This is a genomic window from Salinicoccus sp. Marseille-QA3875 (genome assembly GCF_054950095.1).
On sequence record NZ_CM143103.1, the window covers coordinates 275,441 to 296,729 of the forward strand.

Here is a 21,289-nt window from a genome sequence, read left to right on the forward strand (position 1 = left end):
CATCACTTCTATGCCATCCGATTTTTCGTTCTTTTTCTGACAGAATCATGCCTAACCGATTGACTATCCGTGTACAGTGCTTTCCATCATCACGTCATCTGGCGCTTTTTATTGAAATCATAAAATGTGAATTTCATCTTATCGTACAATTTGAATATCCATAGATACAAAAGTGCCATCTGGGCAAAGAACAGGACATCATGCGGCAGGCGGTTGACGCTCCATGCGATGTTGATCGAATTGGCCTGTAATCCGTTCACGACATAATAGAACGGGTTCAGGCTGAGCAGGTTGTTCAATGCAATCGGCAGCTGTTCCGGCAGGTAGACTACCGGGACAACCAGAACAAGTACGACGAACACGATGACATTAAACCTGTAGTTCGGTGAATCCGTCATCAGATAGAATAAAATAAACGGCACGATGAGCACCAGCCCCAAAATAATATAGTACAGCATCGTGAAAATATTGATCATCCAATCATCCACAGCCAGTGCGATTATTGCTGAATTCACCACCATGAATAATGTAAAGATAAACGTCTGGAATAGGATCGTCGGCATGATTCTGTAGAATATGGAAATATATCTGATCTTCACAATGGAATCTTTTGCGAAAACAATGTTCCAATTCAATACCACCATACTGAACAGCCAGATGGTCGTCATCAGTCCAATGACGAGATACAAATATCTCATCGCTGTAACGTCAGCCAATGTAAGCGCGCCGACCATTAGAAACATTCCACAAATGAAGTACATCAACAGCGGTGTCAGATTATGAAATTTAAAATCTTCGACCTGATAAAAAAAGTGCCTGATTAAGTAATTAAACTTTTGTTTCATAATGACCTCCTTAACGGTTGATGTATACCCAATTTTCATTTTCTCCATCTAAAATCATATAGCCGTCTTCAACCCTGAATATCTGATGTTTTTCAGCCAGCCCGTAATCTTCAAGCAGGTCGTCAACATCTGTTGCCGGGAAAGTAATCGATATCACACGGTCATTTCTGAAATGATATGTAATCGGCACTCCCGGAACCTCTCCGTGATAGTCGTCAGCCTGCAGGTTGAACCGCTCTATTACATCGTCCGCTTCACGGTTCATCATGCTGAGATAAAACTGGTAGCTGTTTGAGAAGGAATCACCCGCGTACTGCAGCAGTTCATCAAAAGCTGTTTCTGTATATAAACTCGCCGGATTGAAATATAAAAGTTCAGACTCGTCCACTTGATGTTCTGCATCATCAACGACAACCGTATAACTCTGATCCTGGATTTCTATAATGTCCACCATGCTCAAATATGGTAATGTTTCACCTTCGATTTCCAGTGTCTCATTCATAACCAATCCATAAACGAAATTTTCAGTGCCCTCTTCTTCTTCTACTGGTACTGTCTGGTTCTCGGCGGTAGTGCTTGCACCGTTGAAATTTATATTCATAAAAATCACAGCAGAAGACGTCATGATAATGAACAGCAGCACCAGTGATATGATAATACGCCTTATGCTGAGCTGGTCTATCAACGATGTCTGTTTTTTGCTCAGCCTTTGCATATTATGCTTATAGTGGGCATACTCCGATATATTTCTCTTCCATTTCAGATCAAAAAGAGCTTCTTCATCCACATTTTTGATCTGGCTCTTATCTCTCAAATACTTGTTATAGTAGGCAATCCCTTTTTGAACCCCGCCTTCATAGCGGATCTGACCGTAACTTAACCACAGAAGGTAATTGGACAGCCCTTTTATCATTTCGACATCCGTTTCAAACAGCATCACGCCTCTGTCCTCTTTTTCAAAGGCCGATACTATCTCCTTGAAACGCACTCTGTTCCCGTCTGATAGATGATTGCTCATATTACAGAAAATAAAGATATCCGCCTCGATGTATGTAGACGCCTCCATCAATACTGAAGCAAGCTCGGCGCGGGTCAGGGAATCGATATTTTTATACCAGATTCTTTTAAAGAACGGATTTTCATGCAGTACCTTAAGATTTTCATCAACTTTCTGAGGGCTCATATACTCGTCAAACAATTCGCTTAAAAACATCTGGACCTGGTGCTTATTCTGGACATGATCCATTACATCCAGACTTGCTATTACAGCTTCCGATTTCACTTTGCCGGTATTCGGCTCGATTGTGCCTGTAATCATGTCCTTTAAATAATAAAGCGTCTCATAATCGCTCAGGACACCCAGCACTTCACCTCTATATAAAGTGAAAGAGACATCTTTTAAGAGCAGATGTTCATCTTTGGACAATATACGTTTTCTCAAGTGTATGGACTCTTTCGCATATGAGAGTTCCTGGCTTCTCAGCAAAATGATATCTTGCATAATTTATCCTTTCCGCTTTAACTGAAGCATACTTACAGGGATGCCGGTTTCTTTTTCTTTGCCGCCGATAAAGAAGCCCCATGCAAAAACACCTTTAATATATTCCACTTTGAAATAATGATCTTCATTACTGACAATCTTGTATATTTTGCCCTTCTCAATCTGGCTTAAATCTATCAGATAGCTCTCGGCGATCAGCACTTGTCTTTCATTTACGTGATATTCATTTTCAATGCCCATCATTTCAGCTTTTCTCATCGCTTCACGTTTTTCGCCTATATATGCTTCTATCTCACGTCTCGTCATCGAACGCAGTGGTCTCATCTGTCATCTCACCTATCTTTTTATCAATCAAATCATAACTGTACCCTTTTCTCAGCAGGGCGCCGGTCAATCTTTGCTTTAAATCAAAACCCGTATGCTTATTTTTATATTTTCGGAATGACTTTTCAAAATCTTTCTCAAAATACGGTGTTTCATCAAAGTCATCATCTAAATCTATCATATCAAAATGCTCTTTGTAATAACCTTTGGCCATCAGTTTCTGCTGCAATTTTAATCCAAACTGCTTTTTTGAACCTTTATACTTCTTAAACTCTTTATCTTTGATTTTATTCATTCTTTCTGAATCTATCAAATCATTGAATTCACCAGTCTTGCGAATGATGATCCCTTCATCGATCTTGTGCTTTTTCAGTTCCATCTCCAGCAGTTTCGGACCTTTGTCAGAAGTGTTCAGCATCGTATTTTTAAGGGCTTCGCTGTACAGTTCATCGTTGACGTAATTCTCCTCCATCAGACGAGCGACAACTTCTTTGACAACATAGGATTCGTATTCTTCACTCAAATACTTCCTGATTTCATCTAAAGAACGTATTTTATAGCTTATATACTTCAACGCACTGACATAGGCATGATCGTACTGTACAGCCTCAAAAATCCCTTTCAATTCATCTTCGGTCATCTGACGATCGCTGATCAGACGGTGACGTACAATGGATTCCTCATGTACGGTCATTTTATCACCATTAGAAAAATCCACCTCATATAGACCATTTTTACGCCTCGAAACTTTATCGATTTTGACCATGTTCATCTTCATCGCCTCTTTTAAGTAAAACAATCGAAAAAGAGAGGAGATCCATATCCCCTCTCCACTCTAATCAAAATACATTATATTTTTCTATTCAATGCTTCCTCGGGTGTATCCACCTCGACTGACGATTTTCCAGGGAACGCCTGGTTCAAGTAATAACCAAGAACAGCTGCGAATCCCAAAATAGCAACAGTGAATGCTATCAATACAAGTAACATCATCATATAACTCATGAAAGCCCTCCTAACAAAGTCATCATAATCCATATTACATATATTTTATCATAAAATGCTGATGATAGTGAATAGTATTTTATATAACTTAAATGACCCAGTTACCTTTTTCAAATATCCGTGTTTCCTTACCATCTGAATCGATGCCGTAAATGTTCAATTCAGGACCGCCGATCATAAAATCGACATGGGTGATCGAATCATTCAGACCCGCTTCGGACAGCTCCTCCCTCGACATATCTTTTCCTCCATTCACGCTGAAACCGTACGCACTGCCGAGTGCAATATGGCAGGAGGCATTTTCATCAAACAGAGTATTGAAAAACAAAGTCTCAGTATTCGAGATCGGCGAATCATCCGGCACAAGGGCTACTTCACCTAAGTATTTTGCGCCTTCATCAGTATTAAGAAGACTTTTCAAAACATCTTCGCCCTTCTCTGCAATATAGTCCACGACCTGCCCGTCTTTGAATGTCAGTTTGAAGCCGTCTATGATATTACCGCCGTAGCTTAAAGGTTTCGTATTTGATACGCAGCCATTCACACCCGTCTTCTCAGGCGCCGTGAAAACCTCTTCCGTCGGCATGTTTGCCATGAATCTTACACCATTTGAATCTTCGCTCGATGCACCCGCCCAAAGATGTTTTTCTGGCAGTTTCATCGTGAAGTCCGTTCCCGGTGCTTCGTATCTTAAAGCATGGAAATGACGGTCATTTAAAATATCCACTTTTTTGTGGAGTGATTCATCCAGTTCCTTCCATGCCTGAACCGGATCTTCATGGTCGATCCGCATCGTGTAGAAAATGAGGTCCAGGAGCGCATCCACGGCTTCTTCATCAGATTTATCCGGGAACACGAGCCTTGCCCACTCAGCTGAAGGATACCCTGCCACGCACCAGCTGTGATAATCAGACTGGATGCGGTTGGAATATTCTTTGAATGCCTTGCCGGCAGAAATTTGCATCGCCTGAAGTTTTTCAGGGTCGACATCTTTCAATAATTCCGGTGATGACGAAGTCAGGCTTAAAAACGCCGCTTTCTCATCTGAATAATACATGCGCTCGTCTATGACCCACTCGGGTACGCTGCTGAACTCTTCCAGGCTTTTATTTTTCGCATGGAGCTGTGTGAGCTTGTCATCTTTCAAATTGACCTTTACGTCTTTGGCTCCTTTTCCATATGCTTTTTCGGTCACCAGACGTACGAGCGGCAGTGCATCCACTGAAGCGTTGATGCTGACCCGCTGGTCCTTTTGTACATTCAGCCCGACTTCCACGAGAAGTGAGGCATATTTTTCCAACTTAGACATGTATAAATCCCCTTTTATTAAAAATTACTTTCTCAATTTGGACAGTTCATCAAGAATTGCTGTCTGCTCCATCGCACTGATATCGTCTCTTGACGTCAGAATTTTGTGATAATCTTCTATTTCCTCTGTCTGGCTGTCATCAAAATCTTCAGGTTTGAGAATCCCTTTATTAACCACTTTCAATTTTTCCTCTATTTCTTTCAACATAGTCTCTTTATCCAAAACACTTATCCTCCTTCAAATTCATACATGAATATATAGTATCAAATAATACTAAAGTTGAGTAATATAAATAAAAATACCGATATATTTTGTACATAAGTTTATAAATGATTTAAAATGGATATATCACATATAAATACCTTAAAGGAGATTTTACATTATGAAAAACAAATTAATCCCTGCAATTTTAATTGGCGCCGGTATTGGGGCACTGGTAAGTTTGATTGATAAAAGCACTCGTGAGTCAGTAATCAGCAGTGGCAAGGACGTCGGCTATTATGCTAAACATCCTGATGAAGCGAAAAATAAATTCCAAAATACATCCGGACAGCCATCCAAGCTTGAACAGCTGAAAGATGAAGTTCTATTCTGGAAAGATACTGTTGAACAGATCAGAAGGGAAAATCCAGAATTGGAAAAGTCAATAATGGATGCAAAAGACACTTTTATGAATAAACGCGAACAGAAAAAATTGAAATAAGCAACAAATCTAAAAAGGACTGACCGCGGTCGGTCCTTTTATTCAATGAGGTGTTTATATGTCGAAAAATGATAGCAGCAATTCCAATTATTTATCACAGATTAAAAAAGAATCAGAAGAAAATAAACCGGATGACATTTTTGTCGATAATACGGTGTTTAAATCGAAACAGTCAAAGAAAGATGATGAGACGCTTTACGTATCAAAAATCAACAAGCCGGCAAAAAGGAAGGACAACCCTAACTTTTTCCAGAAGCTGATGTTTCAATTCAGTAAGGATAACACTTCGGGGATGGCGGCACAGCTGGCATATTACTTCCTGCTTGCCATATTCCCGCTTCTGATATTCCTTTTGACACTGGTACCTTTGTTCCAGATTGACCAGGAAATGATTGTCGGGTTCATTGAAGATTACGCACCGGCGGAAATTTCAGGTATGCTGACGGGAATCATAGATGACGTCATGACGTCATCAGGCGGCGGCCTCTTGTCCATAGGTCTGATTGCGACTTTATGGTCTGCATCAAACGGCATGACGGCTCTGATGAACGCATTCAACGTCGCTTATGATATAGAAGACAACCGTAACTTTTTCATATCAAAAGGTCTTTCTATATTCTTTACAATCATCTTGACTTTATCAGTATTACTTACATTCGTACTCATAGTATTCGGCGGACAGATTGGAAATCTGATGTTCGGGGTCATCGGCCTTGACGATCAGTTCTCTACTATCTGGAACCTTGTCAGAAGTATTCTACCTGTACTTCTCGTATTCATAGTGTTCCTGATCATGTACTTGACTGCTCCGAATATAAAAGTGAAATTGAAATCTGTAGTACCCGGGACCATCTTCACTACAATCGCATTCCTTGTCGCCTCATGGGGCTTCAGTGTGTACGTATCAGGTTTCGGTAACTACTCGGCGACTTACGGCAGTATCGCCGGTGTCATCATTCTGATATTCTGGTTATATATCACTGGTGTCATTATCATCCTTGGTGCGCAGATCAACGCCATCATTCATAAAAACAGTGTTTTAAAAGAAAATAATGCGGAAAAAGAGCATGTGAAGGGAACAGTTTAAAATGACATTATTATACGACTTGCTTGATAATAACAAAAGTTTCGTGGCAGATGAAGAATACAAAAATTATGTTTTGACAAAATCACCGAATAAGAAAATGGTGCTTGTGTCATGTATGGATACAAGACTGACTGAGATGTCATTCAAATCACTCGGTTTGAAAAATGGGGATATCAAGCATATACAAAATGCCGGCGGCGTCATTTCACACCCATACGGAAGTACAGTGCGCAGCATTTTAGTTGCGGTGTATATGCTGGGTGTCGAGGAAGTCGTTATAATGGGACACCATGACTGCGGGTTTGGCGCATTAAAGCCCGAGCCGATGATTGAGGAAATGAAAAAGCGCGGCATTTCCGAAAACACATTCAACGTTCTGGAACATTCACGAATCAATATCAAAAACTGGCTGCAGGGCTTCGACAGCGTCGAAGAAAGCGTCAAAGACAGCGTCAGAAAAGTATACGAACACCCACTGTTCGATAACAAAGTGCCCGTACACGGTCTCGTCATCAATCCGGATAACGGAAAAGTCGATCTCGTTGTAGACGGATATAAAAAAGAATAAATTTCATGAATGATGCCGGTGCTTCCCTTTTTCTGGAGTGCCGGTTTTATTTTGAAATTGATCGTGTGGCGGTCCCGCCCCGAATGACGATTCAGTGACGGTTGCATCATCGTTATGCTCCCCGCTTCTCTGATGACACTTGTGATATCAAGGTTTTGAGATGATTCGGAAAAATGGCAGATTCATAGTATTCACTCCGGAGCAGTTTAAATCATCAAAAATCGGCTATAATATACTATCACATTTATTTGTTCAGACAGGAGAGTGTAATAAATGACTAATATAGATAAAATATTTGAAGCTCAGAAATATATTGAACCTGACGCAGAACTTAAAGGCGATACCGGTTATTACGGCATGGTCGCAAGCGCCGTCGAAGAAGCAACCGATGCCGGCAATGAAATGCTGAAGCTCGGCGGTAACGCATTTGATGCAATTATTGCAGTCCAGCTTGCTCTCGCCGTTGTAGAAGGAATGAATACCGGCGTGGGTTCAGGCGGTTTTATTTTATGCCATGATTATAAAAATAATAATACAAAGGTAGTTAATGCGCACCCTACAGCGCCGGCTGCACTCAGACCCGACTGCTTCATTGACGAAAACGGCAATGAAATCCCTTTTGATGAACGTTCCACTCACGGGACAGCAGTGGGCATACCAAGTATCATGAAAGGTCTTAAATATGTTCATGAAAACTATGCGACGCTACCAATCGAAACTTTGATAGATCCGGCAATAAGGCTGGCTGAATCTGAAGTGAGAGTCCACTCACTATGGGAACGTACACTTGAACTGTTCGAACACCGTCTCGGAAAAGAAGCGAGAGAAAAATTTGTACCGGACGGCGTCAAACTGAAAGAAGGCGATACGATCAGACAGACCGAACTGGCAAATACTCTTAAGACCATCAGAGACAACGGATTTGACGATGTTTATAAAGGTGAAATTGCGGATGCAATCATAGAGACTGTCAAAGAACACGGCGGCATCATGAACCATCAGGATTTGGTAAATTATGATGTCAGAATCGAAAACCCCTTATGGTCAAGTTACAAAGGATTCGATATCGCCCTGCCTGTACCGCCCAGTGCCGGGGGTATCGGTGTTGCACTGCAGCTGAAAATTTTGGAACAGTTGGATATTTCAAAGTATGAACCGCATTCTTCAGAAAAATATCACTTGATGGCACAGACGTTGCAGCTTGCACTGGCTGATGACAATAAGTATATCGAGGACACCAGGTTCAGTCCGGCACCACTGGACGGTCTGCTTCATGATGATTACATCAAGGAACGCATGCAGCAGATTTCCGTTGAAAGAGATGCTGAGAAAAAAACTGCCGGAAATCCATGGCAGTATCAAAAAAGCGGTCACAGCGACCGTGAACAGCTCTCCTCTTCAGAAAAAGAAGGGATGGAGACCACCCACTTTACGGCAGTCGATCAGTGGGGGAACGTTGCAGCCTGTACTACTTCAATTGAAAGAATTTATGGTTCAGGCATCATGGTGCCCGGCCACGGTTTCCTTTTAAATAACCACCTGACTGATTTTTCAACCGAACCTGGCAGTATGAACGAACCAAACGGCAACAAATACCCGAAAAGCTCGAAAAGCCCGACCATCCTTTTTCATGAAGGCAAACCATTTTTCACGCTCGGTTCACCGGGCGCAGCGACGATTATCGCCTCTGTAGTGCAGACGATTGTCAACGTCATTGACTACAATATGCCGATTGATGATGCAATTAAAGACCCGCGTGTGTATGTCATGCCTGACCTCAGTAAACAATGGGAAGACGGCCTGGGCGATTCGGTGCTTAAAGAACTTTCAGACCACGGCTATCAGTTTGACCAATCGTTCAGAGAAGAAACAGCCGACACAAGAATCGGTGATGTTCAGGCAATATTGATAGACCATGCCAATGACCGGCGTCTATACGGCGGCGCTGATTTTCCAAGACCAGGCGATGCCGAAGGATTAAAATGACCGGCAAACATAAAATCTCCATCCCTTTAAATGAGGGATGGAGATTTTTAATGCATAGAGCCGTACTTTTAAACAATAAGGGTACACACTCCCGCATCATTTTTGATTCAGTCTAAAATTTCTTTCACTCTGCCAACTGTGCCATCTTCAAGTTTCACTTTGATTCCATGATGGTGAGTCGGTGAATTTGTCAAAATTCCAGCGACGATCCCTTCAGTCAGTTTTCCAGATTTTTGGTCTTGTTTCTGTACGACTCTGACAGTTTTACCCGGGCTGATATTTTCTCTTCTTGTTCCTGGCATTTTATTCTCCTCCAAACATATATCATTAATTTTACCTTTTACAGGAGTCTACTACAACAACTCTATTTCAACGTGTCCCTTAATCCTTAATCTTTAATAACCCTAATTTATATGCAAAATGATTATAAAAAACGTGAAATCATTCAGACATTAATGGTATCATAATTAAGTCAGGGAGGGAGAAAGCATGACAGGAAAAACACATATAATCGGCGGTATCGCAGCAAGTCTTGCTTACGCTCATTTTTCAGGTACAGATCCGGTGGTTGTTACCTGCGCAGGAATTGTCGGTGCTTTGATACCGGACATTTGTCACGGCGGCAGCAAGATTGGCAGACAGTTGCCCGTACTGTCAAAAATCATCAATTTAATATTTGGCCATCGGTCATTTACGCACAGCCTGCTGTTCATAGTGCTCATCACATTTTTAATGAACACATTTTTACCATATGAAACCATAACCGCCGGACTAATCGTCGGCATGGTCAGTCATTACATATTGGATATGGGTACGAGAAGCGGCATCCAGCTTTTCTTCCCGATCGATTTCAGAGTCAGGTTTCCAATGACCACAAAAACAGGCAGCATGATTGAAGGCCTTATCTTCAGCCTGCTGGCACTGATATCTTTTTATTACGGATATCATGCATTATATTTTTATTTATAATAAAGCCCCGCTCTGTCGGGGCTCTTCTTTTTGGATGTTGCCGTTTAGATGGCAAGCAATTAGTGGCTACTAAACGCCGGAGGGCTTCAAACGTTTAGATGGCGAGAAATCAGTGGCTAACTAAACGCCGGAGGACGTCAAACGTTTAGATGGCATGAAATCAGAGGCTAACTAAACGCCGGAGGACTTCAAACGTTTAGATGGCATGAAATCAGTGGCTAACTAAACGCCGGAGGACGTCAAACGTTTAGATGGCGAGAAATCAGTGGCTAACTAAACGCCGGAGGACTGCAAACGTTTAGATGGTATGAAATTTGAGGCTAACTAAACGCCAGAGGACTTCAAACGTTTAAATGGCGAGAAATCAGTGGCTAACTAAACGTCAATCAGGAATCCCCGCTCACATAGATAGCATCGTAAAACTCTCTATGTGAGCAGGTTCATCACCTCTCCACCCCGTCCATACAAAAATCCGACTGCGCAATGCAGCCGGATTTTTTATTTTAATCAGTCTTCTATTTTCGTCAGGAATTTCGGGCCGTCTTTAGTGACGACGATGGTATGTTCTTTCTGGGCAACGTAGCTGCCGTCTTTCGTCTCGAAAGCCCAGTCGTTTTTGCCTTCTGTAACAAAGCTCGCTTTTGAAGAGATAAACGGCTCGACAGCGATGACCATACCTTCTTTCAAAATGTCTTTTTTACTTGCTTCGTAATAGTTCATAATGTGCTGCGGTGAGTCATGCAGAGTTTCACCGATGCCGTGGCCGGTCAGGTTTTTGATGACTGTCAGTCCGTTTTGACGTGCGACGTTATGGACTGCGCGTCCTATCTGGCTGACTTTGCCGCCGACTTTGACTTTTTCCATTGCTGCATCGAATGCTTGTGCGCATACGTCGATGACTTTCTGTTTCAGCTCTTCATCTGTTTTTCCGATGACGAATGAAATACCCGTATCAGAAAAGTATCCATTTTTCTTGGCACTTACATCGATGTTGACGAGATCTCCGTCATTCAGAACACGCGTGCCCGGGATCCCGTGCGCAACCTCTTCATTGACACTGATACATGTGTACCCGGGAAAATCGTATTCGCTGATTGGTGCGCTTTCTGCACCGTATTCTTTAAGCAGACGTCCCGCTTCTTCGTCTATCTCTTTTGTCGTCATACCGACTTCCGCATATTCGACGACTGCATTTAAAACTTTCCCGCAAATTTGACCAATCTCTTCCAATGCTTTTAGTTCTTCATCTGTTTTAATTATCATAAGTCATTGTCTTCCTTTTAAAAAATTTATTAAATCCATACTATTATAAAAAATCATATATCGTCAAATTACGATAACTTCTTTCTTCCAGGTGTGATACTGTCACACCGATTAGACGTATCGGCTCTTCGGGTGATTTCACTTCGTGATATAAATTATATGCATAATGAAATATCTCTTCTCCGGAGAATATCGGGTTTGTCGTCATCATCTGCTTCGTATGTGTTTTAAAGTCATGTGTTTTCAATTTGACTGTGACGACCCTGCCTGCAAACTGGCGGCGTTCCATCCTCTCACTGACTTTATCACTTAAGTCTTCAAGAACCTTGAGTATGTACTCATCCTCATTGATATCATGGTCGAATGTCGTCTCTTTGCCGACAGACTTCCTGACCCGGTCGACACTCAGCTCGTTTGTGCCGATTCCACGCGCCTTCTTATAGAGAGACGTTCCTCTCTTGCCAAATTCGCGGGTCAGATCGAGTTCTGTCCATCCATAAAGATCGGCACCATCAAATATTTTCAAAGACTTCATCTTCTCTTCGGTAACGACGCCGACACCCGGAAACTTCCCGATCGGCATGGCCAGCAGTATATCCATCACATTGTTATAATGTATGACCGTAGTCCCTTTCGGCTTGTTCATGCCGGAGGCGATTTTCGCCAGGTACTTATTATATGAAATACCGCTTGAAGACGTCAATCTGGTTTTTTCAAAAATATCCCTCTGGATATTCAGCGCCACGGACTTTGCCGTTCGTTCCCTTGATACGAGATGCGTAATGTCCAAGTATGCCTCATCCAGACTGAGCGGTTCAACGACTTCAGAATACGACAGGAATATTTCCATGATCTCTTCTGATACTGATTTATACACTTCAAAACGCGGCCTGACATATATGCCGTCAGGGCAAAGCTTGTGTGCCGTTTTTGTAGGCATCGCAGAATGCACACCGTATTTACGCGCCTCGTAACTCGCTGTCGCAACGACACCCCTGCCGAAAGAACGCCCCCCGACGATCACTGGTCTGCCTCTGTACTCCGGATGGTCCCGCTGTTCAATCTGAGCATAAAAAGCGTCCATATCTATATGAATGATTCTTCTTTCCATAGTATCACCTATAACTTATCATTAAGTCCATCATATCATGATACGAACAAACGTTCTAATTTTCAGGAAGCTTTTCATACATCGTCATGCCCACATTTGTATCTTCGACATATTTCATATCAGGGTGTTTATTCAACAGATATAAATAATAAAAATCACCTGCACATGCGCCCGTATGAAGGGCCAGGAAGAATTTGATCGAAGCATGTGGTAAGATAAACCACATGATGAGCATAAATGAAGTGATGATGATAAACGGCATGATGATAATGATGCTGAACTGCTTACGGTCGAAAAACTCACCGGGAGAAGTCGCATAAAACATGCCTTTGCTATAACCGAATTTAACATTGCCGTCCGGTTTGAATATTTTAAAAAATAAGCCGTGAATCGCTTCATGTACTGTAATGATGAAGAATAGTATGACGATGATCAGCAGCACAGATAATAAGATCTCTGTCAATGACCATCCTAAAATTGCCGAACCGGAAGTATTTGTGAAAAACACTTCAAATAAGTAAAATACTATAAAAGAGCCCATCGTAATTAAAATGGACCATTTGTTTAAAGTTTTTAAAGCTTCCTGATCTTTGAATATATTCAAAACGTATTTTTCCATGAATAAAACTCCCCATCATTGATCAATAAACAGTTTATCACATTTTTTTATATATTAACGCTCGGAGGGATAGAATGTCACAATTCACAGTAATCGGCGGCGGCATCATCGGTGCATCGACCGCCTACCATCTGGTCAAGAAAGGCCATGACGTCACAGTCTATGACCGGAATGACAGAGGGAACGCTACCGGCGCATCAGCCGGAATCATCAACCCATGGGTATCGCAGAGAAGAAATAAGAAATGGTACCGTCTGGTGACACAGGCTGCCAGGTATTATCCAGCCTTCATAAAGCAGCTGGAAGATGAAACGGGGGCGGAAACCGGCTATATCAGACGCGGATCGATCTCTTTATTCAAAGATGATGATGTACAGGAACTCGCCTTCAACCGTATCAGTAAGAAAAAACCAGACGCACCGGAAATGGGAGAAGTAAAAATGGTGTCGCGGGAGGAAATTAAAAATTACCATCCTCATCTGAGTGACAAGTATTCCGGTGTCTATGTGGAAGGGGGCGCCCAGGTCAAAGGTGCCCTTCTGAGAAAAGCACTGAAGACTGCATTCATCAAGGCCGGCGGCACATGGCTGGAAGAAACTGCGCCGGAAAAGACCAACGGCATGACAATATATGCAACAGGCGCCTGGGGCTCGGAACAAGGTTACGATCCGGCAATTACACACCAGCGTTCAGAAGTTCTTCATTTTAAAGTCGAGGAATCCGAAGTCGTGAAAACACCTGTAGTGATGGCACTCGGCCCCATCTATATCGTTGAAATGGGGGATAATGAATTTGCGGTCGGCACAACGCACCAAAAAACCGACTCATATGATGTCACGCCTTCCGAGGAAAATTATCAGTATTTAAGAGGACTTGCCGAACGGTATTTCCCTGATTCCGAGCTTACAGACATCAGGATGATGGTCGGATTCAAGCCGTATACAAGAGATTTTCTTCCATTTATCGGCCATGTGGATGATAATACATTCGTCATCAACGGTGCCGGTGCGACCGGTCTCACAGCAGGACCGCTCATCGGACATGAAGTCGCAGAATTTTTAAGCGGTGAAGCGACCGGACTCGATCTGAACGACTACAGTTATATCGAACCGGAAAATTGAAGCACAAAAAAAGGGCTCTACAAGCCCTGACCCCTTTGTGCGCACTTATGAAAAGTGCAGTACGGTATATACTACTGTAAAGATGAACATTCCCAGATTCAGTGCGAGCAGCCCCCATGCTAATGGGTTTACTCTGAATTTCAGATTGATGAAACTGAATAAAAAACCCAGCAATCCAAATAATAATGAAATCAACCACAACAACGTATCATCAAATATTAAATGGAATACTAAAATTGCTACCGGTATCGCAATACATAACAACCTTAGCATATGATTCCCCCTTAATGTTTCAATAATTTGATTTTACACCTTCCCCCTTGAATTTTCAAAACTTTTTTACAAATCGCACAATTTTATCATAATGCCCGCTCTATGTACCAGTCTTCCCTCTTATATGTTTTATACATGAAGAACATCAGAACACCGATTATGAAACTGAGGGAATCCACTTCAAATTTTTCTCCAAGAAAGATTGTCGTCTCACCGCTGACAGGATCTTCAATGATGGTCACTACATGACTGGCGTGATAATAAACTTCCAGGTTCCCCTTCCAATCTTCTGCCAGAGTGATGTATCTATTATCGAATTTACCATCCACTTTGAAGTAAAGAAGGTTGCTGCCAGGACGCTCTTTCAATTTGAATTCATAGTTTTCCGACTGTACGATATAGCTCGCCACATTCAAATCCCGGAACCGTCTTTTCTTCATACCGACAACTACCTTATCGCCGGAATTGCTGATGAATTGGAAAGTGCTTCTTTTATCGCAGTTTCTCAGCACACTACGCTGAATGGACCCGTAAACTTTGTCGTCATCGTCGATAATTACAACATTTTGTTTTTTGTTCTGGATTTGAATCTTGTATGTAAATTGTTCCATTCTACACCCTCTTTTCTTACTTCCATTATATACATTTGTAAAGAATCTATAAAGATTAAAATACACAATCATCAAAAAATTAAGAGTTACTGCAGTATATTTCACCTGTGTGTAACTCTTAATACAATATTATTCCTTTTCCAATTCCAAGATCGAAACAATTTCGACGTGTGCGCTGTGCGGGAACAAGTCGACAGGCTGAACCTGCTTGAGTGTGTAGCCGAACGCTCTCAGCCATGTTATGTCATCAGCAAATGACTCCGGATTACATGAAACATAGACAACTCTGTCCGTCGCCAGTCTGCCGATACGACGCATCACTTTGCCGCCGGCACCTGAACGCGGCGGATCAAGCAGCAGCAGGTCCGGTATACCCCATGTTTCAAGAATTTCAGACATTCCGCGTCTTGCATCCCGCGCGAGGAAATACGTATTGTGTATATCATTATCCTCTGCATTCCTTTTTGCAGATTCAATTGAGGATTCAACGATTTCAATACCGGCCAGCGACTTCACCCTGCCTGCGAAGGGCAGTGAAAAAGTACCGACACCGCAGAATAGATCAATCATCGTTTCATGCTCTTTGACATCTGCCATCTCTGTTGCGAGTTCCACCAGCTTCTCGGCCTGCGTCGGATTCGTCTGGAAGAAAGTATCGTACCAGACACGGTAGCTGTAGCCGCTCATCTCTTCATGGATATATGTTCTGCCGTGAAGAAGATGGATGTCCTCGTCCTCTGCCTGGGCAACATCCGCAATTTCCCTGTTTTCCATCCACATCAGACTTTCCAGCGACTCAATCTCGGTTGTTAAGCGCACAACTAGTGCATTGACCGCTTCACTCAGCTCACCCTGCGGCGCCTCTGTTGCAAATAAAGCCATCATCAGCTCACCGGTGATCTGTGACTGTCTGACCATCAGATGGCGGAGCAGGCCGGTATGATTCTCTTTATCATATCCTGTGAGCTCAAAATCTTTCGCCCACCGGGATACGATTTTCATGACGCTTACCATATCCCTGCTCGAAATCAGGCACGTCTCCAGGTCGATGATATTTCTGAAATTGCCGAGCTCGTGAAGACCGAGATGCCCTTCTTTTGAAAATGTGAATTCCATCTTATTTCTGAATTCAAAAGGATTTTCCATACCGATTGTATCTTTGACCACTGAAGTATCAAAATCATGCTTTTTCAAAAATGATTTCACGAGATCAGTTTTATAATTCAACTGTCCATTATACTCCCAGTGCTGCCAGACACAGCCGCCACACATCTCAAAGTGCGGACACGGTGGAGTCACCCGTTCTGCGTGAGGGGTGAGTATTTTATTCGGCATGACTGTCGCACGCCTTCTGCCGTCTGCATTCGGCACATCGACTTCCACTTCTTCACCGATCAGCGTCTGTGGAATATTCAACTTCAACTTGCGCGGTTTATTGCCGCCGTGATCTCTGTATTCCAACGCCATGCCGGACCCTTTTTTATCAAGACTGTGAATCGTCGTCGTTAAATTAACACTTTTTTGTTCAAACAATTTATAACCTCCAAAATATCAATCTTCCGTACTCATCAACAGATATATAAAATACGGCGTACCGATGATTGCAACGATGACACCTGCCGGCAGTGCCGCCGGAAAAAATAAAGTCCGGCCGATCGTATCTGCAGCCAGGACGAGCAGCCCGCCGGAAAGTGCGCTGAGCGGCAGGACGAATTTATGATCGACACCGATGAGCCGGCGGCTCAGATGAGGCGCAATCAGACCAACAAATGCAATGCCGCCGCTGACGGAAACACTCACCGCACTGAGGCCGACCGCAGCAACAAGCAGTATCGTCCGTTCCTTTTTCAAGTCCACTCCCAGACTGACTGCATTCAAAGTATCCATGCTCAATATATCCAGTACTGAAATCTTTAAAAATACAATGGGCATGATAAGAAACAGCCCGACAGCAATGATCAATACGTGCGCCCATGAAGCGCCCCATACCGTCCCCGCCATAAAGCCGGCCGCAAACTGATATGTCTCATGCGACATCAAGAGTGAAAGGACAATCATCAGCGCACTGACCCCTGCCCCGACCGCAACACCATTCAATACAAGCCGTATTGGACGTGCTCCAAAACTGTTTCCATATGATAGGAAAAGCACCACAATCGCCACCAGCAGTCCGCCGGTAAATGCAGCCACCGGAATGATGAACAGACTGTAGTCAAAACCTTCCAGTAAAAATAAAACCAGTACAACGAAGAGTCCGGCGCCTGAATTGATGCCCATTATCCCCGAATCTGCGAGTGAATTCTGCATCACACTTTGCAGCAGCACACCGCTTACAGCAAGTGAAATACCTGAAAGAATGGCGACCAGAATACGCGGCAGCCGGATGCCGAACAGTATGTTTTCGGTCGCGCTGTCACCCTGCCCAAACAACACTCCCATTGTATCCGTCAGACTGATATACGTAAAGCCGCTGTGTAAACTGAATATGGATGCGCTCACGAGAAGTATTGAGGCAGCCGCAATGATGAATATCCGTCTTTTAAATATCATGACGCACCCTCCCCGCCAAATATAAAAAGAAAGGGACACCGATCAATGCAATCAGGGCTGCGACCGGTATTTCCACAGGTGCAAACAGTGTCTTTGCCGCGAGATCGCTGTAGACGACGAGCACTGCACCAAGGATACCGCTTAACGGCAGTATCATCTTATAATCCGCTCCGGCAATCTTCCGTGCAATATGCGGTGTAATCAGACCGACAAATGCAACAGCACCGATGACAGATACCGACAGACCCGCTAAAATCACCACAGCAGTCAGCCCAATGATACGGGTCTTTGTCATATGGACACCCAGACTGATTGCTGTCTCTTCATCGAAGCTGATGGCTGTGAGATCTGAAGATATCATCATCACCATGATCATACCGATGATGAACCAGGGTGTGAGAATCAAAAGATTATTCCAGTCAACATTTTGAATCGCGCCGGCAAACCAGAATGCGATATCCTGTCCAATGTTAAAGTAAAGCTGGAGTGCCGCGCTCAACGAGCTGAAAAACAGAGTCACTGCAACACCTGCCAAAATCAATTTGAGCGGCGTCATTCTGCTCTTTGAAAAGAAGACTGCAGAAAAGACGATCAGTGCACTGAACAATGCACCTGCAAATGACAGAAGGACCATATTTGGATAGGACAGGTGCGGGAAGAAGCTGAAAGCGATCGTCAGGAAAAAAAGCGCCCCGGCATTTATTCCAAGAAGCCCGGGTTCTGCCAGAGGATTTCTGGTCATCGCCTGCATGACTGCCCCGCTCACACTGAATGCCGCACCGACAATCGTTGCAGCAAGCACCCTCGGCAGACGTATTTCATTTATGATGACATGTTTATTGTTTGAAGCATCAAAGTTGAATAGAGCCGCCCGTATATCGCCTGCCGTTATATCTGCAGCCCCTGAATACATGCTGAGAAATATTCCGGATATCAGTACGGTGATCGAAATGGCGTATATTATGATATACCGCATGAGGACTATCCTTTCAGCTGATATGATGTGATGACCGGCCGCGATGTGAACGGACATTCATTGATGACTGCATCAATTTCAAATATCTCTTCCAATACACTTTCGGTCATGACCGCTTCAGGCGTACCGAGTTTCACGATGCTGCCTTCTTTCATCGCAATCATGTGATCTGAAAATCTTGAAGCATGGTTGATGTCGTGCAAAACCATGACGATGGTGCTGTCAGCAGTTTCATTCAGTTCTTTCAATAGATTCAATATCTCCATCTGAAATTTCATATCCAGATATGTTGTCGGTTCATCAAGCAGTATGATTTCCGTATTCTGAGCCAGTGCCATGGCGAGCCATACCCGCTGCTTCTGTCCGCCCGACAGTTCGCTTACCCGTCTGTCTGTGAACGCTTTGATACCGGTCACATCAACCGCCCGGTCAATATTGTCCAGGTCCTGCCGATTCATACCCTCGAGCGGCCCTTTATGCGGATGTCTGCCGTAACTGATGAGTTCACGGACCGTGAGGCCATCGGGTGCATTTGATGACTGTGGCAGCAGGCTCAGACGTTTGGCGACATCTTTAGTATTCATGGTGAATATGTCTTTCCCGTCCAAAAGAACCTTACCGCTCTTTACTTTCAGCACCCGGGATAAAGTATGCAGCAGTGTCGTTTTACCGCAGCCATTCGGACCGACGATGGAGATGATCTGCCCTCTTGGAAGCGTCATGTTGAAGTTCTCGAGCACCAGCTTCTTCCCATAGCCCGTCATCACGTCCTGCAGTTCGAATATGTCCATTCCGCCTACGTCCAATCGCTTATCCTCGTGAGCCTGCTTTCAATTTCAGCACGTTTTTCTTCAAGAGCCGGCGGCAGATCGAGTCGTGTGCCGAGTTCACTTTCATCTGCATCTACTGTAAAACCTTTGGCCTCCGGACCGACAATTTCAAACATCACACCGTTATCTTCACGGAAATAAAGACTCTCGAAATAATGCCGGTCGATGACCCCCGTCGTCTGGTAGCCCCGCTCCTTCAATATTTTATCCACTTCCTCCAGAACTGTATCTTCTGTCTGGATGGCCAGATGATGAATGGTGCCTCGTCCCTGAACTTCAATCCTGCCCTCTTTTTGACAGATGATGATTTCACCGGTCAGCCGGTTTTTATTTGCCCGGAGAATGGCATGGTCCGGTGTGTTTTCAATGACTGCATATTTAAAAATTTCCATCAGCATATCCAACATTTTCTCTTTGTCACGCACATTGATCTGAACAGGTCCCATGCCCTGGATCAGATGTTCCTCATCTATATCATTATCCGTCCACGATTCCCATTCCGGCGGGAGCGTTTCGCCCTCGGCACTGAAAAGTATAAGTTTTAATGTATCAGCATCTTCAAACTCCAGTACATTGCGCCCGAAATATTCTTTTTTTGTGCTGCCACAGCCGAATTTTTTCAAGCGTTCCTCCCAGTAGTCGAAGCTGCCCTCGGTTTTTACAAGCAACCCGAGCGCATGGTGCGCATTGGTGCCTTTTTTCCTGTCTGAGACAAATGGCATATCAAAATATGTGATATCGTTGCCTGCAGAACCGAGCCTATCGCCGTAAAATACATGATACATCGACGTATCGTTCTGGTTGACCGACACTTTGACACGTCTTAAACCAAGAATTTCTGTGTAGAAATGATTATTTTTTTTTAAGTTTTTTGTATACATTGAAATATGATGATGGCGTTTAATCATTGCACTTCATCCTTCCGATTATAAAAATGCATGAACCAGACGCTGCGACATCCCTGTTTTAAAAGTGCCGTCGAGACGCACGCCGCTTCCTACATGGATATACTCGAACTCATCCAAAAACTGCCTGACGTTATTTTCGTTGATTCCGCTTCCAGGCATGATGACTTTATTTTTCTCTTTGGCAAATTTGTTCATCTCTATTAGAAGCGGCAGATTTTCACTCGCATACCCTTCCCCTCCGGAAGTCAGGATCGTCTGTACTTCTTCATATTTCAATAAAGTCTGAAGCGCTTCAAACTGGATGCGTGCCGAGTCGAATGCGCGGTGGAATGTAATATTCAACCCTTCTGCATGTCCGATGACTTTCTTTAAGAAATACTCATCGACAACCCCTTCATATGTCAGCATCCCGATGACGATGCCTGTCGCATTAGTCTTTTTGATATAATTGATGTCACTCAGCATTTCCTGCTGGTCGAGTGCGTTATAGACAAAACCCCGATTGTGTGTTCTGACCATTACATGTATGGGTATGCGTGACAGTTTCGATGCTTCCTCGATCAGTCCGATGCTCGGCGTCAAACCATCTTCATCCATATTTGCACACAGTTCAATTCTGTCAGCTCCGTACTGATTGGCATCGATGACATCCTGTATGTTTGTTGCAATCACTTCTAACATAACACCCACTCCACTCAAGTCATTTTATTGTTATAATCTTTGAAATTAC

At 43.4% G+C, this 21,289-nt stretch carries 25 protein-coding genes; 6 read left to right on the forward strand and 19 right to left on the reverse strand.

Translation table 11 applies throughout. The features are described from left to right. Positions 1-89: 89 nt before the first annotated feature. The 7 genes from ACY8DT_RS01535 to ACY8DT_RS01565 all read right to left on the reverse strand — a co-directional run bounded on the left by ACY8DT_RS01535 (position 90) and on the right by ACY8DT_RS01565 (position 5,206). Positions 90-845 carry a hypothetical protein gene (locus ACY8DT_RS01535; RefSeq protein ID WP_462421185.1) on the reverse strand — a complete coding sequence of 252 codons (756 nt, stop codon included), beginning with the start codon at positions 843-845 and terminating at the stop codon, positions 90-92. Positions 846-855: 10 nt separating this feature from the next. Next, positions 856-2,346 carry a hypothetical protein gene (locus ACY8DT_RS01540; protein ID WP_462421186.1) on the reverse strand — a complete coding sequence of 497 codons (1,491 nt, stop codon included), beginning with the start codon at positions 2,344-2,346 and terminating at the stop codon, positions 856-858. A gap of 3 nt (positions 2,347-2,349) precedes the next feature. Then, positions 2,350-2,670 (reverse strand): YfhH family protein, encoded by a 321-nt coding sequence (locus ACY8DT_RS01545; protein WP_462421187.1) that lies wholly within the window; start codon positions 2,668-2,670, stop codon positions 2,350-2,352. Further along, on the reverse strand, positions 2,639-3,442 hold the full coding sequence (locus ACY8DT_RS01550) for a regulatory protein RecX (protein ID WP_462421188.1): 804 nt from the start codon (positions 3,440-3,442) through the stop codon (positions 2,639-2,641). Before ACY8DT_RS01550 ends, ACY8DT_RS01545 begins: the two co-directional genes overlap by 32 nt. A 77-nt stretch (positions 3,443-3,519) precedes the next feature. Next, complete coding sequence (locus ACY8DT_RS01555) at positions 3,520-3,675, reverse strand: hypothetical protein (protein ID WP_462421189.1); 156 nt, start codon at positions 3,673-3,675, stop codon at positions 3,520-3,522. Between the two features lie 88 nt (positions 3,676-3,763). Further along, the gene (locus ACY8DT_RS01560; protein ID WP_462421190.1) at positions 3,764-4,984 is read right to left on the reverse strand and encodes an aminopeptidase; all 1,221 of its coding nucleotides are present in this window, start codon (positions 4,982-4,984) and stop codon (positions 3,764-3,766) included. Between the two features lie 24 nt (positions 4,985-5,008). Continuing rightward, positions 5,009-5,206 carry a DUF1128 family protein gene (locus tag ACY8DT_RS01565; protein WP_462421191.1) on the reverse strand — a complete coding sequence of 66 codons (198 nt, stop codon included), beginning with the start codon at positions 5,204-5,206 and terminating at the stop codon, positions 5,009-5,011. Between the two features lie 160 nt (positions 5,207-5,366). On the opposite strand from ACY8DT_RS01565, the gene ACY8DT_RS01570 reads away from it, so the two are divergent. From ACY8DT_RS01570 to ggt, 4 genes are all read left to right on the forward strand, one after another. Next, entirely contained in the window at positions 5,367-5,687 is a 321-nt protein-coding gene (locus ACY8DT_RS01570; protein WP_462421192.1) for a BAR domain-containing protein, read from the forward strand. A gap of 58 nt (positions 5,688-5,745) precedes the next feature. After that, complete coding sequence (locus ACY8DT_RS01575; protein WP_462421193.1) at positions 5,746-6,774, forward strand: YihY/virulence factor BrkB family protein; 1,029 nt, start codon at positions 5,746-5,748, stop codon at positions 6,772-6,774. Between the two features lies 1 nt (position 6,775). Continuing rightward, entirely contained in the window at positions 6,776-7,342 is a 567-nt protein-coding gene (locus tag ACY8DT_RS01580; RefSeq protein WP_462421194.1) for a beta-class carbonic anhydrase, read from the forward strand. A 273-nt stretch (positions 7,343-7,615) separates the two neighbouring features. Further along, entirely contained in the window at positions 7,616-9,328 is a 1,713-nt protein-coding gene (ggt, locus tag ACY8DT_RS01585; RefSeq protein WP_462421195.1) for a gamma-glutamyltransferase, read from the forward strand. Positions 9,329-9,435: 107 nt separating this feature from the next. Here ggt and ACY8DT_RS01590 read toward each other — a convergent pair whose 3' ends face one another. Then, positions 9,436-9,630, reverse strand: coding sequence for a YwbE family protein (locus ACY8DT_RS01590; RefSeq protein WP_462421196.1), 195 nt, complete (start codon positions 9,628-9,630; stop codon positions 9,436-9,438). A gap of 187 nt (positions 9,631-9,817) precedes the next feature. On the opposite strand from ACY8DT_RS01590, the gene ACY8DT_RS01595 reads away from it, so the two are divergent. Beyond that, positions 9,818-10,297, forward strand: a complete 480-nt coding sequence (locus tag ACY8DT_RS01595; protein ID WP_462421197.1) for a metal-dependent hydrolase — start codon at positions 9,818-9,820, stop codon at positions 10,295-10,297. 507 nt (positions 10,298-10,804) lie between these two features. On the opposite strand, the gene map is transcribed toward ACY8DT_RS01595, so the two are convergent. From map to ACY8DT_RS01610, 3 genes are read right to left on the reverse strand one after another with little or no spacing between them, the layout of a single operon-like run. Then, positions 10,805-11,560 (reverse strand): type I methionyl aminopeptidase, encoded by a 756-nt coding sequence (map, locus tag ACY8DT_RS01600; protein ID WP_462421198.1) that lies wholly within the window; start codon positions 11,558-11,560, stop codon positions 10,805-10,807. Positions 11,561-11,603: 43 nt separating this feature from the next. Next, the gene (dinB, locus tag ACY8DT_RS01605; protein WP_462421199.1) at positions 11,604-12,671 is read right to left on the reverse strand and encodes a DNA polymerase IV; all 1,068 of its coding nucleotides are present in this window, start codon (positions 12,669-12,671) and stop codon (positions 11,604-11,606) included. A 55-nt stretch (positions 12,672-12,726) separates the two neighbouring features. Then, a complete protein-coding gene (locus ACY8DT_RS01610) occupies positions 12,727-13,290 on the reverse strand; it encodes a DUF3267 domain-containing protein (protein ID WP_462421200.1) in 564 nt (187 codons plus the stop codon). A gap of 74 nt (positions 13,291-13,364) precedes the next feature. On the opposite strand from ACY8DT_RS01610, the gene ACY8DT_RS01615 reads away from it, so the two are divergent. Continuing rightward, the gene (locus tag ACY8DT_RS01615; protein ID WP_462421201.1) at positions 13,365-14,411 is read left to right on the forward strand and encodes an NAD(P)/FAD-dependent oxidoreductase; all 1,047 of its coding nucleotides are present in this window, start codon (positions 13,365-13,367) and stop codon (positions 14,409-14,411) included. 45 nt (positions 14,412-14,456) lie between these two features. Here ACY8DT_RS01615 and ACY8DT_RS01620 read toward each other — a convergent pair whose 3' ends face one another. The 8 genes from ACY8DT_RS01620 to ACY8DT_RS01655 form a co-directional block, all read right to left on the reverse strand. Continuing rightward, positions 14,457-14,684, reverse strand: coding sequence for a hypothetical protein (locus tag ACY8DT_RS01620; protein WP_462421202.1), 228 nt, complete (start codon positions 14,682-14,684; stop codon positions 14,457-14,459). Positions 14,685-14,770: 86 nt separating this feature from the next. Further along, on the reverse strand, positions 14,771-15,295 hold the full coding sequence (locus ACY8DT_RS01625; RefSeq protein WP_462421203.1) for a hypothetical protein: 525 nt from the start codon (positions 15,293-15,295) through the stop codon (positions 14,771-14,773). Between the two features lie 129 nt (positions 15,296-15,424). Beyond that, complete coding sequence (gene rlmD, locus ACY8DT_RS01630; protein ID WP_462421204.1) at positions 15,425-16,828, reverse strand: 23S rRNA (uracil(1939)-C(5))-methyltransferase RlmD; 1,404 nt, start codon at positions 16,826-16,828, stop codon at positions 15,425-15,427. Between the two features lie 18 nt (positions 16,829-16,846). Continuing rightward, complete coding sequence (locus ACY8DT_RS01635) at positions 16,847-17,845, reverse strand: FecCD family ABC transporter permease (protein WP_462421205.1); 999 nt, start codon at positions 17,843-17,845, stop codon at positions 16,847-16,849. Next, entirely contained in the window at positions 17,835-18,821 is a 987-nt protein-coding gene (locus ACY8DT_RS01640; protein WP_462421206.1) for a FecCD family ABC transporter permease, read from the reverse strand. Before ACY8DT_RS01640 ends, ACY8DT_RS01635 begins: the two co-directional genes overlap by 11 nt. Before the next feature lie 5 nt (positions 18,822-18,826). Further along, a complete protein-coding gene (locus tag ACY8DT_RS01645; RefSeq protein WP_462421207.1) occupies positions 18,827-19,612 on the reverse strand; it encodes an ABC transporter ATP-binding protein in 786 nt (261 codons plus the stop codon). Between the two features lie 5 nt (positions 19,613-19,617). Continuing rightward, on the reverse strand, positions 19,618-20,559 hold the full coding sequence (locus tag ACY8DT_RS01650; RefSeq protein ID WP_462421208.1) for a VOC family protein: 942 nt from the start codon (positions 20,557-20,559) through the stop codon (positions 19,618-19,620). A gap of 18 nt (positions 20,560-20,577) precedes the next feature. Continuing rightward, complete coding sequence (locus ACY8DT_RS01655) at positions 20,578-21,240, reverse strand: copper homeostasis protein CutC (RefSeq protein WP_462421209.1); 663 nt, start codon at positions 21,238-21,240, stop codon at positions 20,578-20,580. Between the last annotated feature and the right edge of the window lie 49 nt (positions 21,241-21,289).

Bases quoted from the DNA above. Each gene is read 5' to 3' on its own strand.
- ACY8DT_RS01535 (WP_462421185.1), bottom strand. From the start codon at position 845: ATGAAACAAAAGTTTAATTACTTAATCAGGCACTTTTTTTATCAGGTC.
- ACY8DT_RS01540 (WP_462421186.1), bottom strand. From the start codon at position 2,346: ATGCAAGATATCATTTTGCTGAGAAGCCAGGAACTCTCATATGCGAAA.
- ACY8DT_RS01545 (WP_462421187.1), bottom strand. From the start codon at position 2,670: ATGAGACCACTGCGTTCGATGACGAGACGTGAGATAGAAGCATATATA.
- ACY8DT_RS01550 (WP_462421188.1), bottom strand. From the start codon at position 3,442: ATGAACATGGTCAAAATCGATAAAGTTTCGAGGCGTAAAAATGGTCTA.
- ACY8DT_RS01555 (WP_462421189.1), bottom strand. From the start codon at position 3,675: ATGAGTTATATGATGATGTTACTTGTATTGATAGCATTCACTGTTGCT.
- ACY8DT_RS01560 (WP_462421190.1), bottom strand. From the start codon at position 4,984: ATGTCTAAGTTGGAAAAATATGCCTCACTTCTCGTGGAAGTCGGGCTG.
- ACY8DT_RS01570 (WP_462421192.1), top strand. From the start codon at position 5,367: ATGAAAAACAAATTAATCCCTGCAATTTTAATTGGCGCCGGTATTGGG.
- ACY8DT_RS01575 (WP_462421193.1), top strand. From the start codon at position 5,746: ATGTCGAAAAATGATAGCAGCAATTCCAATTATTTATCACAGATTAAA.
- ACY8DT_RS01580 (WP_462421194.1), top strand. From the start codon at position 6,776: ATGACATTATTATACGACTTGCTTGATAATAACAAAAGTTTCGTGGCA.
- ggt (WP_462421195.1), top strand. From the start codon at position 7,616: ATGACTAATATAGATAAAATATTTGAAGCTCAGAAATATATTGAACCT.
- ACY8DT_RS01590 (WP_462421196.1), bottom strand. From the start codon at position 9,630: ATGCCAGGAACAAGAAGAGAAAATATCAGCCCGGGTAAAACTGTCAGA.
- ACY8DT_RS01595 (WP_462421197.1), top strand. From the start codon at position 9,818: ATGACAGGAAAAACACATATAATCGGCGGTATCGCAGCAAGTCTTGCT.
- map (WP_462421198.1), bottom strand. From the start codon at position 11,560: ATGATAATTAAAACAGATGAAGAACTAAAAGCATTGGAAGAGATTGGT.
- dinB (WP_462421199.1), bottom strand. From the start codon at position 12,671: ATGGAAAGAAGAATCATTCATATAGATATGGACGCTTTTTATGCTCAG.
- ACY8DT_RS01610 (WP_462421200.1), bottom strand. From the start codon at position 13,290: ATGGAAAAATACGTTTTGAATATATTCAAAGATCAGGAAGCTTTAAAA.
- ACY8DT_RS01615 (WP_462421201.1), top strand. From the start codon at position 13,365: ATGTCACAATTCACAGTAATCGGCGGCGGCATCATCGGTGCATCGACC.
- ACY8DT_RS01620 (WP_462421202.1), bottom strand. From the start codon at position 14,684: ATGCTAAGGTTGTTATGTATTGCGATACCGGTAGCAATTTTAGTATTC.
- ACY8DT_RS01625 (WP_462421203.1), bottom strand. From the start codon at position 15,295: ATGGAACAATTTACATACAAGATTCAAATCCAGAACAAAAAACAAAAT.
- ACY8DT_RS01635 (WP_462421205.1), bottom strand. From the start codon at position 17,845: ATGATATTTAAAAGACGGATATTCATCATTGCGGCTGCCTCAATACTT.
- ACY8DT_RS01640 (WP_462421206.1), bottom strand. From the start codon at position 18,821: ATGCGGTATATCATAATATACGCCATTTCGATCACCGTACTGATATCC.
- ACY8DT_RS01645 (WP_462421207.1), bottom strand. From the start codon at position 19,612: ATGGACATATTCGAACTGCAGGACGTGATGACGGGCTATGGGAAGAAG.
- ACY8DT_RS01650 (WP_462421208.1), bottom strand. From the start codon at position 20,559: ATGATTAAACGCCATCATCATATTTCAATGTATACAAAAAACTTAAAA.
- ACY8DT_RS01655 (WP_462421209.1), bottom strand. From the start codon at position 21,240: ATGTTAGAAGTGATTGCAACAAACATACAGGATGTCATCGATGCCAAT.